Annotated in this window: 11 protein-coding genes and 1 pseudogene; 9 read left to right on the forward strand and 3 right to left on the reverse strand. The window is 76.0% G+C overall.

The genetic code is table 11. The annotated features are described in order from the left end of the window. From MNZ27_RS21525 to MNZ27_RS21565, 9 genes and pseudogenes are all read left to right on the forward strand, one after another. Positions 1–577 (forward strand): annotated as a pseudogene (locus tag MNZ27_RS21525) (hypothetical protein); the annotation flags it as partial. An 18-nt stretch (positions 578–595) separates the two neighbouring features. Beyond that, on the forward strand, positions 596–3,082 hold the full coding sequence (locus tag MNZ27_RS21530) for an LPS-assembly protein LptD (RefSeq protein WP_242396142.1): 2,487 nt from the start codon (positions 596–598) through the stop codon (positions 3,080–3,082). A 121-nt stretch (positions 3,083–3,203) separates the two neighbouring features. Then, positions 3,204–3,848, forward strand: coding sequence for a TetR/AcrR family transcriptional regulator (locus MNZ27_RS21535; RefSeq protein ID WP_242396143.1), 645 nt, complete (start codon positions 3,204–3,206; stop codon positions 3,846–3,848). Positions 3,849–4,034: 186 nt separating this feature from the next. Further along, the gene (gene serA, locus MNZ27_RS21540; protein ID WP_242396144.1) at positions 4,035–5,621 is read left to right on the forward strand and encodes a phosphoglycerate dehydrogenase; all 1,587 of its coding nucleotides are present in this window, start codon (positions 4,035–4,037) and stop codon (positions 5,619–5,621) included. Between the two features lie 271 nt (positions 5,622–5,892). Beyond that, on the forward strand, positions 5,893–6,948 hold the full coding sequence (gene hisZ, locus MNZ27_RS21545) for an ATP phosphoribosyltransferase regulatory subunit (RefSeq protein WP_242396145.1): 1,056 nt from the start codon (positions 5,893–5,895) through the stop codon (positions 6,946–6,948). Between the two features lie 146 nt (positions 6,949–7,094). Continuing rightward, positions 7,095–8,399: an adenylosuccinate synthase gene (locus MNZ27_RS21550; protein ID WP_242396146.1), complete on the forward strand. Its 1,305-nt coding sequence runs from the start codon at positions 7,095–7,097 to the stop codon at positions 8,397–8,399. Between the two features lie 76 nt (positions 8,400–8,475). Next, positions 8,476–9,180 carry a hypothetical protein gene (locus tag MNZ27_RS21555; RefSeq protein WP_242396147.1) on the forward strand — a complete coding sequence of 235 codons (705 nt, stop codon included), beginning with the start codon at positions 8,476–8,478 and terminating at the stop codon, positions 9,178–9,180. Positions 9,181–9,231: 51 nt separating this feature from the next. After that, positions 9,232–10,014 carry a DUF72 domain-containing protein gene (locus tag MNZ27_RS21560; protein WP_242396148.1) on the forward strand — a complete coding sequence of 261 codons (783 nt, stop codon included), beginning with the start codon at positions 9,232–9,234 and terminating at the stop codon, positions 10,012–10,014. 137 nt (positions 10,015–10,151) lie between these two features. Next, on the forward strand, positions 10,152–10,574 hold the full coding sequence (locus MNZ27_RS21565; RefSeq protein WP_242396149.1) for a hypothetical protein: 423 nt from the start codon (positions 10,152–10,154) through the stop codon (positions 10,572–10,574). 40 nt (positions 10,575–10,614) lie between these two features. On the opposite strand, the gene MNZ27_RS21570 is transcribed toward MNZ27_RS21565, so the two are convergent. The 3 genes from MNZ27_RS21570 to MNZ27_RS21580 all read right to left on the reverse strand — a co-directional run. Then, positions 10,615–11,403, reverse strand: coding sequence for an FHA domain-containing protein (locus tag MNZ27_RS21570; protein ID WP_242396150.1), 789 nt, complete (start codon positions 11,401–11,403; stop codon positions 10,615–10,617). A 196-nt stretch (positions 11,404–11,599) separates the two neighbouring features. Further along, the gene (locus MNZ27_RS21575) at positions 11,600–11,857 is read right to left on the reverse strand and encodes a hypothetical protein (protein WP_242396151.1); all 258 of its coding nucleotides are present in this window, start codon (positions 11,855–11,857) and stop codon (positions 11,600–11,602) included. A gap of 158 nt (positions 11,858–12,015) precedes the next feature. Further along, positions 12,016–12,835: ComEC/Rec2 family competence protein (locus MNZ27_RS21580; protein WP_242396152.1), on the reverse strand; the 820-nt coding region annotated here is incomplete at its 5' end.

The following is a 12,835-nucleotide window of genomic DNA, read 5'->3' on the forward strand; positions in this document are numbered from 1 at the left end:
GGAGCGTGCGCAGGCCGCCGCGGCGTCGAGCCAGGCCGGGAGCGCTCCGGGCGCGGAGGCGGAGCCGCCCGCGGCCCAGGCCGCCGCCGCCGCTCGGCCGGAGCGCCGGTCCGGCGTCGGGGCCCCGTCGGCCCGGCTCCGCGAGGTCGGGTTCAAGCAGGTGGGCGGCGTCTCCCGCGTCTACGTCCGGACGACCGTCACCCCCCGCTTCACGATCCAGGACGTCGGCAACGACACCATCCGGATCGAGCTCGAGAACACCCGGCCGGAGCGGCGGAACGACCTGCGGTTCCTCGACACCTCCTTCTTCTCGTCCGCGGTGGCGATGATCACCCCCGCCCGGCGGGGCTCGAGCTACGTCCTCGACATCAAGCTCAAGGAGCGGGTGCCGTATCAGCAGCGGATCGAGGGCGATCTCCTCGCGATCGAGTTCGAGGGCCCGGCCCGCGCCGCAGCCCCGGCGGCGGGCGCGGAGCCCCCCGCGGGCCCCGCCGCCGCGGACACCGCCGCGGACGCGGAGCCCGCTCCGGTCCCCGCGGCGGCCGAGGCGCCGCCGGAGGTGGAGCCGGCGCGGTAGCGCGGCTTCGAGCGGATCGTGAACGTCCTCGCCGTCCTGGCGCTGGCCGGGCTCGTCGCCGGCCCGGCCTCGCCGTCTCCCGGAGCGCTCCCCGGCGGCACGGGGGAGGTGTCCGTCCAGGCGGACCGCATCACCCGCGAGCCGGACGGGCGCGTCCACCTCGAGGGGCACGCCATGCTGCGGCGCGGCGTCGTCACGCTGCGGGCGCGGAGCGCCCGGATCGACCCGGAGACCGGCGAGATCGACGCGGTCGGCGACGTCCTCCTCACCGACGCGACCCGGGTGGTGTCCGCGGACGGGCTCCACGCCGTGCTCGGCGGGGCCTTCGAGGCCGAGCACGTCGTCTCCTTCGTCAAGGACCGGCCCGTCGAGCTCGGCGAGGCGACGACCGTCGAGGGGGCGCGCCGGATCGGCTCGAACCGCCTGGCGTTCACCGGCGGGCGGCTGGAGGGCGACAAGTCCGGGCGGCTCCAGCTCACCGAGACGCGCCTCACCCTGTGCGACTGCGGCGGCGGCGCGCCGTCATGGGAGATCCGCGCCGGCAAGGCCGACGTGATCCCCGGGAAGCGGGCGATCCTCTCCTGGCCCGTGATCTACGTGACCCCGCGGTTCCTGCTCGTGCAGAAGCCGGTGCCGGTCCTGGTGGTCCCCTGGCTGTACCTGCCCCTCGGCGATCGCCAGACCGGACTCCTCGTGCCCACGATCGGCAGCACCACGAACACGGGCTTCGACGTCGCCCAGCCCCTGTTCGTCACGCTGGGGCAGAGCGCCGATCTCACCCTCACGCCCGAGTACTTCTTCGGGCCGGGCGCGGCGCGGAGCAAGGAAAAGCCCTCCGTGCGCGGCCCGGGGGCGCGCCTCGAGCTCCGCTGGGCGCCCGCCGAGGGCGACGCGGGCCGGCTCGAGCTGACCTGGCTGCACGACCTCGATCGCGAGGCGGGCGGCGCGCACGGGGACCGGCTCGGGATCTCCGGGGCGGACCAGCAGGGGCTCGGCCCGAACACCCGGCTCCGGCTCGACCTCGGGCTGTCGAGCGACCCCGTCCTGTGGCGCGACTTCACGACCGACGTGCTCCTCAAGCAGGCCTTCTACAGCCGCTCGGACGTGCTGCTCTCGCACCGCGGCGACGCGCTCGTGCTCGAGGGGAACGCGGCGTATTACCAGCCGCTCACGCCGAACAAGTGGACCCACGAGATCCCGGCCGCCATCCCGGGGGCCCTCGCCCCGTCCGGCTACGGCGTGTTCGGCTCGGACGTGCCGGTGTTCCATCGCTGGCCCGGGGTCGCCGGCACGCTGCTCCCGTCGTCCCTCGGGCCGGTGTCCGTGTCGGGGCGCGTGGGGGTGCAGCGCTTCGCGCCCGCGTCCGGCGACGCGTCGTCCATCGCCCTGGGGCCGGGAGATCCGGGGGGGCGGAAGGACCACGACCTCCCGGTGGTGTACGCGATCCCGCGCGAGGCGGCGACGCGGCTCGACAGCCGCCTCGAGCTGCGCGCCCCCTTCACCGCCGGTCCGGTCGCGGTGGAGCCCTACGTGCGGGGCGCCGCGCTGGGTTACCAGTTCGACACCTCGCGCGACGCCGCCGCCGTGGCGTGGGCCGTGGGCGGGGCGGTGGTCGAGACCGAGCTCTCTCGCCGGTACGGCGAGCTCCTGCACCGCATCACCCCGCGGCTTGAGCTGAGGGTGGGGACCGGCGCCGCCGGCCCGGGCGGGCGCGCGCTCGATCTGCCCGCGTACGACGCATGGGACCGCGTGGTCGCCCACGGACCGATCCTCGACGCGACGGGGAGGCTGCTCCCCTCGGCGCGCTCGCTCAGCGCCGCGCCCGACGGCCGCTTCCAGCAGGTGCGCGCCTCGGTCGAGAGCCGGCTCTCCGTGAAGGGGGTGGATCGGCTGCGGCTCGAGCTCGGCCAGGACGTGGACGCCGGCGGCGGCCGGCTCGGCGAGACCTTCTTCTCGGCCGACGCGCACGCCGGCCCCGTCGCGGGGGACCTCTCCGGGCGGATCCTCGTGTTCCAGGGGCGGACGAACCCCTCGCCGGAGCCGAGCCACTCCTCGCCGCTCGATCCCTTCACCGAGCTCCGCGCCGGCGTGTCGCTCGGCGACCCGCACCGGAGCGTCCTCCGCGCCGGCCTCCTCGCGGTGGGGTCGGGCGGCTCCGGCACGCTCGACTCCGGGGTCGATCCGCTCTTCGATCTCCGCCCGGCGCCGATCGACGCCGTCGCGCAGGGCTCGTTCGGCGCGCGCATGGTCGTCGGCGGCGCCACCCTCGGCTACGACGCGCTGGTCCCCGCGCGAACGATCGACGTGGGGCAGTGCTCGGGCGGCACGGCGCAGCGGCGCATCGGGGCGATGCACGTCCAGCAGCACGCGGCGAGCTTCACCTGGGACTCGCCCTGCCACTGCTTCCTCGCCCGGCTGATCGTGGCCGTGGACGACTGCGCCACGACCACGTTCAAGGCCTCGTTGGACCTCTCCCGGCTCGGCGAGCGGGCGAAGTTCCCGTAGCGACCGCTTCCGGATCCCGCCCCGCATCTGCTAAGCCTGGGCCGCTCGCCCCGGAGCACCAAGGGGCGCCGCCCCGCGCGGGGGGCGGTCGCGAAGTCGAACCGAACGGAGAGCGCCGATCGTGAGTCGTCCGCCCCAGAGTCGCCCGCCAGGGGAGGGGACCGCCTCGCCCGCCGCGGAGCCCGAGAAGCGCCGAGCGATCCTCCACGCCGCGGTCCGGGTGTTCGCGGAGAAGGGCTACCACGGCTGCCGCATCGCCGACGTCGCGCGCGCCGCGGGCGTCGCCTACGGGCTCGTCTACCACTACTTCCGCAACAAGGACGAGCTGCTCGAGAACGTCTTCGCCGAGCAGTGGACCCTCTTCATCGAGGCGCTCGCGGCGATCGACGCCGGGCCGGGCACGGCGGCGGACAAGATCGCGGGCATCTTCCGGTTCGTGTTCGACGTGTACAAGACGGCCCCCGCCGCGGTCCGGGTGCTGATCCTGGAGGTCACCCGCACCCCGCAGGGGCTCCGCGCCGGCTCGACCCGGGAGACCTTCGCGCGGGCGCTCGAGCTCGTGGCGGGCGTCGTGCGGCAGGGGCAGGCGCGCGGCGAGCTGCGCGCGGGCGCGGATCCCACCCTGGCCGCTGCGACGATCCTCGGCGGGCTCGAGCTCGCCGTCTCCGGCATGGTGGTCGGCCTCGTCCCGGCGAGCACCGAGGCGGAGATCGATCGTGCGAGGCAGCAGGCGGTCGATCTGGTCGTGGTGGGATTGAAGGCCTGACAGCACCCCGCGGGTGCGCCTCTCGAGCCGCCGGCTCGTCGCGCCCGCTCCGCTTCGATCCGGGTGCCCCGCCCGGGTCCTCGCCGCCCGGCGCGTTGACGGCGCGCCGGGCCGCCGCTACCTCCCCGTCCCTCTCCCCGTCACCGGGAGCACGGACGCCAGGCGGCGCCCGCTGGAGGTGGATCCATGGCAGCGCGCGTCCTCGTCGCAGACGACCTCTCGCCCGAGGCGGTGAAGGTCCTCCAGCGGTCCGGGCTCGAGGTGGACGTGAAGGTCGGGCTGAAGCCGGATCAGCTCGAGGCGATCATCGGCGGCTACGACGCCCTCGCGGTGCGCAGCGCGACGAAGGTGACCGCCCGGCTGCTCGAGCGGGCGGAGCGGCTCAGGGTCGTCGGCCGCGCCGGGGTCGGCGTGGACAACGTGGACCTCGACGCCGCGACCCGGCGCGGGATCGTGGTGATGAACACGCCCGGCGGCTCGGCGGTGACGGTCGCCGAGCTCGCGCTCGCGATGATCCTGGCGCTCTCGCGCCACGTCCCCGCCGCGACGGCGAGCGTGAAGGCGGGGCGCTGGGAGAAGAAGCGCTTCCAGGGGCACGAGGTCGCCGGGAAGACCCTCGGGGTGGTCGGGCTCGGGAACATCGGCTCGGTCCTCGTCGAGCGGGCCCTCGCCATGAAGATGCGGGTCGTGGCCTACGACCCGTTCATCTCGCCCGAGGCGGCGGCGAAGCTCGGGGCCACCCTGGTGGAGCTCGACGCGCTGTGGCGGGAGGCGGACGTCGTCTCGCTCCACGTGCCGCTCACGGAGCAGACGCGAAACCTCGTGGACGCCGGCGTGCTCGCGAAGATGAAGCGCGGCGCACTGCTCGTGAACTGCGCGCGCGGCGGCCTCGTGGACGAGCGCGCGCTCGCGGAGGCGCTCGCCTCCGGGCACCTCGCCGGCGCGGCGCTGGACGTGTTCGAGCAGGAGCCGCCGCCGGCGGATCACCCGCTGCTCCGGCTCGACGGCTTCGTCTGCACCCCGCACCTCGGCGCCTCGACGGAGGAGGCGCAGTCGGCGGTGGCGATCGCCGTCGCCGAGCAGCTCGCGGCGTTCCTGGGGCGGGGCGTCGTGAAGAACGCGGTGAACGTGCCGGGGCTGCCGCCCGAGGTGCTGGACCAGCTCGCGCCCTACCTCCCGCTCGCGGAGAAGCTCGGCTCGCTCGCGGCGCAGCTCGCGCCGAGCGGTCCGACCGAGGTGACGGTCGAGGTCGCCGGGGAGCTGGCCGCCATCCCCATGCGGCCGCTCGCGGCGCGCGCGCTCGTCGGCCTGCTCCGGCACTTCCTCGACGCGCCGCTCAACGACGTGAGCGCCCCGGCCGTCGCCAGGGAGCGCGGCGTCGTGGTGCGCGAGGTCCGCTCCGCCGAGACGCAGGACTACGCGAGCCTGGTCTCCGTCACGCTGCGCGGGCAGGGCGGCGAGGCCCAGGTCGCCGGCACCGTCTACGGCAAGCGGGACGCCCGCATCGTCCGGGTGGACGGCTTCAGGCTCGAGGCGGTGCCCGAGGGGAACGTCATCCTGTGCGAGAACGACGACGCGCCGGGGGTGGTGGGCAACCTCGGCACCGCGCTCGGCAACGCCGGGGTGAACATCGCGCGGATCTCCCTCTCCCGGCGCGACGACCGGTCGCGGGCGTTCGCGTTCCTGAACGTGGACTCGGCGCCCGCCCCGGAGGTCCTCGAGCGGCTCCGCGGGCTGCCGCACGTCCGCATGGTCCGCGCGCTGAAGCTGTGACGGGGGGGCGGGCCCCCGCGCGCAGCCCGTGAACCGTCACCGTCACCGTCACCGGCTTCTCCGTGACCCGTGAGCCGGTTCGCGTGGCCCGTGGCCCGATCCCGTGCCCCGACGGATTCGCGGGCCACGGGACACGGGAGGCGGGAGGCGGGCACGGGGAGCGGTGACGGAATACGGGCACGGAACACGGGTACGGGTTCGGGTTCGCGTGACGGGCACGGGGGGGAGCCTTCTTCCACCCCCGCCCAGGACCGACTAGAGTCGCACGGCGATGCTCGACCTCTCGCTCCCGTCCGGCCTGCGCGACCTCCTCCCCGATCACTCGGCCCACCTCGCCGAGCTGTCGTCGCGGCTCCACGAGGTCTTCTCGGAGCTCGGCTACCGCCGGGTCTTCCTGCCCACGCTCGAGCGGCTCGACGTCGTCGAGCGCGGCCTGTCACCCGCGGCGCTCGCCGACGTGATGAAGTTCGTCGAGCCGGGCTCGGGCGAGGTGGTCGCGATCCGACCCGACATCACGCCGCAGATCGCGCGGCTCTACGCGGCACGCCCGGACGCGCTCCCGTCCCCAGCGCGGCTCTGCTACGACGGCCCCGTGCTGCGCGCCCGCGAGGTGCGCGCCGGCCGGCCACGCGAGGTGTATCAGGCCGGGGTCGAGCTCCTCGGGGCCGGCGGGCCGCGGGCGGACGCCGAGATGCTCGTGCTGCTCTCGCGCGCGCTCGACCGCGTCGGCCTCCACGACGCGGTCGTCGAGGTGGGGCACGCCCGGTTCCCGGAGGCGGTGATCGAGGCGGCGCGGCTCCCGCGGCAGGCGCGCGCAGAGGCCTGGAGCGCGCTCTCGCGCAAGGACCAGGCCGCCCTCGCGGCGCTCGCGAAGAAGGCGCGCGGCCCGGAGAAGGCGCGCGCGGCGCTGCCGGCCCTGGCGACGCTCTTCGGCGACGGCGCCCTCGAGCGGGCGCGCGCGCTCGCCCGGTCCGTGCCCGAGGCGGCGGGCGCCCTCGAGGAGGTCGAGGCGGCGCTGCGCCTCGCCCGCCGGCAGGGCGTCGAGTCGGTGGCGGTGGACCTCGGCGAGACGCGCGGGCTCGGCTACTACACGGGCATCACGTTCGCCGGGTACGCCCACGGCGCCGGGAGCTGGGTCGCGCAGGGCGGCCGCTACGACGCGCTCCTCGCCCGGTTCGGCCGCCCCGGACCGGCGATCGGGTTCGCGGTGGACCTCGAGTTCGCCACCCAGGCGCTCGAGCGCGTGAACGGCCGGGCGAGCACGCTCGCGCCGGCTCGCCCGCCGAAGGCGGCAGCACGTCGCGGCCGCACCGCGCGACCGCGCTAGCCCAACACCCCGCTATTTGGTAGGGTCGGCCACCTGCGCGCCCCGCCCGCGCCCGGTTCCCGGGCGCGCGCGTGCCTCGACCCCGGTTCCCGGCGTAGCCGGGGCAACCCTGATCGGGATGGGCGGCCGTACAGGGAGATCAAGACATGCCGAACGTGGTCGTCGTCGGAGCCCAGTGGGGCGACGAGGGCAAGGGCAAGATCGTCGATCTGCTCACGCAGTACGCCGACGTGGTCGTCCGCTTCCAGGGCGGCAACAACGCCGGCCACACGCTGGTGGTCGGCGGCGAGAAGACCGTCCTCCACCTCATCCCGGCCGGCATCCTCCATCCGGGCAAGTCCTGCGTCATCGGGAACGGCGTGGTCTGCGATCCCGAGGTGCTCGTCACCGAGATCGAGCAGCTCAAGGCGAGGGGGTTCCTGAAGGACGACAAGCAGCTCGTCGTCTCCCTCGACGCGCACGTGATCATGCCGTGGCACCAGGCCATCGACGTGGCGCGCGAGCAGTCGATGGGGCAGGGGAAGATCGGCACCACCGGACGCGGCATCGGCCCGACCTACGAGGACAAGGTGGCGCGCCGCGGCATCCGGATCCGCGACCTCCTCGACGAGGCGCGCCTCGCCCGCAAGGTGAAGGATCGCGTGGCGCTCGCCCGCGAGGAGCTCGCGCGCCTCGGCGCGAAGGCGGACCTCGACGAGGCCGCCATCGTGAAGAAGTACGCCGCGCTCGGCCGCCGGATCACCCCGTACGTGACCGACGCCTCGCTCTGGCTCCACGGCGCGCTGAAGCAGGGCAAGCAGCTCCTCTTCGAGGGCGCCCAGGGGACGATGCTCGACGTGGACCACGGGACGTACCCGTTCGTCACGAGCTCGAACACCGTCGCGGGGAACGCGGTCGTCGGCTGCGGCCTCGGGCCGACGGCGGTGGACTACGTCCTCGGCATCTCGAAGGCGTACTCGACCCGCGTCGGCAGCGGCCCGTACCCGACCGAGCTGAAGGACGACACCGGCGAGCGGCTCCGGAAGCTCGGCGGCGAGTACGGCGCGACCACCGGCCGCCCGCGGCGGACCGGCTGGCTCGACGCGGTCGCGCTCCGGTACGCGGCGCGCGTGAACGGGCTCTCCGGGATCGCGATGACGAAGCTGGACGTCCTCACCGGCTTCGAGACGGTGAAGATCGCGGTCGGCTACCGGACCGGCGGGAAGGTGCTCGAGGAGATGCCGAGCGACCCCGAGCTGATCGAGCGCTGCGAGCCGGTGTACGAGGAGCTCCCCGGCTGGACGGAGAAGCTGGAGAAGCTGCGGACGTGGGACGACCTCCCGCCGCGGGCGCGCGCCTACGTGAAGCGCGTCGAGGAGCGCGTCGGCGTCAAGGTGATCGGCTGCTCCGTCGGGGCCGATCGCGGCGAGACCATCCTCGTCGAGAACCCGTTCCGCCCGGGCGCGAAGTAGCCGCCTCGCGACGACGACGAACCACGCGGCGCGCCGGATCCAGCGGATCGGCGCGCCGCGGTCGTATCATCGCCCCATGGTGCGCTCGCTCCCCGTCCTCGTCGTCTTCCTCCTCGCCGCCTCCGCTCGCGCCGAGCCACCGCTGGTCCAGCCGCGGGGCGACGTCGCGCCCGGGGCGGCGGGCGCGGCGCCCATCGCCGGCGAGCCGGGGGCGCTCGAGACCGCGTCCGCCTCCGCGCCGTCTCCCGCGCCGGAGGTCGCGGCGCGAGCCACCTCGCGGAGCGCCGCCGCGCCGGCGCCGTCCTCCGCCCTGGTCGCTGCGGTCGTCGCCAAGCTGGACGAGGGCGACCGCGCCTTCGCCGCCGGCGACTACCGCGGCGCGCTCTTCGCCTACCAGGACGCCGTCTACCTGCAGCCCGTCAGCGCGGTCGCGCGCGTGCGGCTCGGGCGCGCGTACCTCGCGCTCCGCTACCCCGAGCAGGCGCAGGCGCAGGCGGAGCAAGCGCTCGCCGTCGATCCGGCCAGCGCGGACGCGCGAAGGCTCGCCGAGGACTGCGGGAGGGCACCACCGCCGCGCCCCGTCGTCCCCGCCGCGCCGCCGTCCGCTCCCGCGGCCCCGTCCGCTGCCGCGCCGGTCGTGCGCGCCCCGGTCACGGCGCGAGGCCCGGGCGCGCCGGCCGCGGAGGACTCGCGCGGCGCGCCGTCCGGCGTCCGCGTCTACCCGCTCCCCGGGTCCGCTGCCGCGCCGGCGGCGCCACCTGCCGCACCCGGGGGACCGTGACGGCCGGCTCACCGGCGGCCCGCCCGGGAGCGCCCGGCTAGGATCCGACGGGTGACGCGCATCCTCCCCGGTACGTGCGGGTTCTCGTATCGCGACTGGAGAGGCCCGTTCTACCCGCGCGACCTGCCCGCGTCGCGCTGGCTCGCCGCGTACGCGGGCCGGCTCCCGACCGTCGAGATCGACGCGACCTTCTACCGCCCGCCCGAGCCCGAGACGCTCGCCGGCTGGTATCACGCGGTGCCGGCGGGGTTCCTCTTCGCGCTCAAGGCGCCCCGCGAGCTCACCCACGCGCGGCGCCTCGCCGGGATCGCTGGGCCGCTCCGCGCGTTCCGGCTCGCGACGGCGGAGCTGGAAGAGAAGCTCGGCCCGGTCCTGTTCCAGCTCCCGCCCACGCTGGAGCGCGACCTGCCGCTCCTGCGAGAGCTCCTCGCCCTGCTGCCGCACGGGGGCCGGACCGCGATCGAGTTCCGCCACCCGAGCTGGAGCGGCGACGCGGTCCTGGCGGCGCTCCGCGACGCGGGCGTCGCGCGCTGCATCGTGGACGCGCTGCGTGGCGAGACGCCGCTGGAGGCCACCGCGCGCTTCGGCTACCTCCGCCTCCGCCGCCCCCGGTACGCCCGCGCCGCGCTCTCGCGGTGGGTGGACCGCATCCGCGCGCAACCCTGGGAGGAGGCCTTCGTCTACTTCAAGGACGCGCGGGGCGCGCGCGCGCCCGCGCTGGCCCTGTCGCTGCGCCGCCTGCTAGACGAGGGGGAGGCGGCCGGCGCACCCGCCGCGCCTGGGGGTACGCGCCCCGTGGAGGGGCCGAGGCCCGGCCCCCCGGCGCGGCGCTGATCCGGGTCGGCCGCCCCTCCCACCGCCGATCGCCGCGCTCCGTCGGGACTCCCACCGCGCGTGTCGCTCGCGGCGTCACCCGCAGGAGCTCGACGCGAGCGGGTGTCGGTCCCCGCGCGGCGTCGTAGAGTTGAGCCATGCGGTCGGCGCGGATCTACCGGACCCGCCTCGCCCTCCGGCTCGCGGTCGGCGCGGCGGCCGCGGCCTGGACGGCCATCCTCGTCGTCCTGGTCCGCCTCCCCGGCGCCGAGCTCCGCGCCATCCTCGGTGCGACGTCCTTCGTCGCGTTCTTCCTCGCGTTCAGCTTCGTGTACGGGCGGACCTGGATCACGGTGTTGCCCGACGGGATCGTCGCGGCGACCCCGTTCCGGATCCGCCCGGTGCGCTTCGAGGACATCGAGGGGATCGTGGTGCAGGACGGCCTCGCGGGCCGGGTGTACGAGGTCTTCACCCGAGGTGGCCTGGTGAAGTTCACCAGCCTGTTCGCGCGCCACCGGGAGCTGTTCGAGCTCCTCCTCGAGCGCGCCCGCCTCGCGCCGCGCTCCCCGACGCTCCGGTGATCGCGCCACCCGCGCGCGAGCAGGACCGGCGCGCGCGCCGTCACCAGGTCGAGACGGCGAGCGCCGCGGCGCTGAGGGCGAGGAGGGCGGCCGCCCCGAGCGGCGCCGCTCCGGGCCATCGCCGCCGGGAGGCGCTCGGGGCGATCGCGCGGGGCGGCTCCTGGCGCTCCGCCGGCGGCGACTCGCCGGGGAGCACCAGCGCGAGGAGGGTCTCCCCCAGCGCGATCTCGTCCCCCGCGGCGACCGCGGTCCTTCCGGCGACGCGCACGCCGTTCACGCGGACTCCGTTCTTCGCGCCGAGGTCCTCGAGGTGCGCGCGGTCGGGGAGGATGGTCAGGCGCGCGTGACGCCGCGAGGCGAGCGGATCGGGGAGCCGCACGGCCGCGCTGCGCCCGCGTCCGATCACCTGCTCCGAGCCGAGCGGCAAGCGCGCGCCGGCGCGCGGGCCGGTGAGCACCAGCAGGTGGGCCCCGGCGACCGCGGCCTCTCCGTGAACGGCGGCCCGCAGCAGCGACGCCGCCAGCTCCCGGGTGTCGGACGAGCCGCCTTCCTCGGGCACCACGAGGCCGACGCCGAGCACCTCGGCGCGCTCGCCGGGCCGGAGGAGGCGGCGCGCCGCGGGGGGCAGGGCGCTCCCCGCCGCCCGTACGCCCGCCACCCGCGCCTCCACCACCAACCCGGCGGCGCACGGCGAGAGCAGGAGCGCGCCCGAGGCGACGCCGGACAGGAGCACGCCGTCCGCGTGGGAGCCACCCGCGGTGCACGGCGCGTCCACGTGCGCGGCCGCCGGCGGGCTCCCGGGCACGAGGATCTCGACGGCGCGGCGCATGGGCGGAGCGCTTTCAACGAACATGCCAGCGAAGATCCACCGTCCAGACGCGGTGCGCGCTCCCGCGGCCGGCCGCGGCGCGGACCGCCGCGCACGCTGGGCGGCTGGCTCGCGGGGCGGCGTCGGGAGGGGCGTCGGGGAGGCAGGAGGGGGGGCGACGAGGTGCGGTGCCGAGGGGCGGTGACGAGGGGCGGCGTCATTCCCTCGGTCGCACCACCCAGCGGCTCTCGGCCCGCGAGCGCTCCGCCGGATCGCCCTCGAACAGGAGGAACCCGTTCATCTCGAGGGAGTCGACCAGCTCCTCCGCCTCGAGGTCGGAGCAGCCGGTCTCGTGCACGATGACGTCCCGGAAGTAGCTCCGGCCGCGCAGGTACCCGACGGGTGGCTCGGTCGGCGGGATGTGGCGCTGGATCCGTGCCGCGAGATCCGAGAGATCGACATCCTCGAGGTTCATGCCCGGAACCTAGTGCCGCTCCGCGGCGATTGCTCCGCAGCACTCCGCGGGGAAGGCCGGATGCACGAGGCCTCGCAGGACGAGGAAGACGGACCTCTTCGCGAGCCCTGTCGAGGGAGGCAGCGCGCCGCTTCCTCCGAAGCCCGCGCCGGCGTCCGTCATCGCGGCGCGCGCTCCCGCAGCGTGGCGACGGGATCGAGGGCGTCGTCGGCGGGCGCGCGGCGGACCGTCCGGCCGTCCGAGAGGAAGCGGATCGCCCCCTCGTCCGTCCGGAGCAGGCGCGCTCCGGACGCGAGCCACCTCGCGGAAGCCTCCGCGTGCGGGAAGCCGTAGCGGTTGCGGGCGGCGACGCTCGCCACGGCGTACCGGGCGCCCGTCGCCGCCACGAAGGGCGCCGTCGAGGAGCGGCGACTGCCGTGGTGCGGCACCTTCACGACGTCCGCCGTCAGGCCGCCGCGCGCCACGGCCGCGGCCTCGCCGGCCTCCTCGACGTCGCCGGGGAACAGGAACGCCGTTGCGCCGTACGACACGCGCAGCACGAGCGAGGCGTCGTTCGCGGCGAGGGCGGACCGGTCGCCGCCCAGCACCTCGAACCGGACCCCCGCGCGCTCCCAGCGGGACCCGGGCGGAAGCGGGGAGGGCGCCAGCGCGGCGAGGACGTTCGCCGGGTCGCCGCTCCCGGGATCGCCGTTCGAGAAGACCCGCTCGACCCGGAGCGCGCCCGCGACGGCCGCGAGGCCGAGCACGTGATCGGGGTGCGGATGCGAGACGAAGACCGCCGCGAGGCGGCGTACGCCCAGATCGCGCAGGTACGGGACGACGTCGCGCGCGCCCGGATCGGCGCCGCCGTCCGCCGCGCCGCCGCCGTCCACCAGGACGGCGCTTCCGTCCGGGAGCCGGAGCAGCGTGGCGTCGCCCTGGCCGACCGAGATGAACGTCACCTCGAGCCCCCCGCGCGCGCGGGCCGCCGCGGCGCGG

Origin of the sequence: Anaeromyxobacter oryzisoli (assembly GCF_022690765.1) — a bacterium.
Taxonomy (GTDB): Bacteria; Myxococcota; Myxococcia; order Myxococcales; family Anaeromyxobacteraceae; genus Anaeromyxobacter; species Anaeromyxobacter oryzisoli.

Bases quoted from the DNA above. Each gene is read 5' to 3' on its own strand.
- MNZ27_RS21555 (WP_242396147.1), top strand. From the start codon at position 8,476: ATGGTGCGCTCGCTCCCCGTCCTCGTCGTCTTCCTCCTCGCCGCCTCC.
- hisZ (WP_242396145.1), top strand. From the start codon at position 5,893: ATGCTCGACCTCTCGCTCCCGTCCGGCCTGCGCGACCTCCTCCCCGAT.
- serA (WP_242396144.1), top strand. From the start codon at position 4,035: ATGGCAGCGCGCGTCCTCGTCGCAGACGACCTCTCGCCCGAGGCGGTG.
- MNZ27_RS21570 (WP_242396150.1), bottom strand. From the start codon at position 11,403: ATGCGCCGCGCCGTCGAGATCCTCGTGCCCGGGAGCCCGCCGGCGGCC.
- MNZ27_RS21575 (WP_242396151.1), bottom strand. From the start codon at position 11,857: ATGAACCTCGAGGATGTCGATCTCTCGGATCTCGCGGCACGGATCCAG.
- MNZ27_RS21550 (WP_242396146.1), top strand. From the start codon at position 7,095: ATGCCGAACGTGGTCGTCGTCGGAGCCCAGTGGGGCGACGAGGGCAAG.
- MNZ27_RS21565 (WP_242396149.1), top strand. From the start codon at position 10,152: ATGCGGTCGGCGCGGATCTACCGGACCCGCCTCGCCCTCCGGCTCGCG.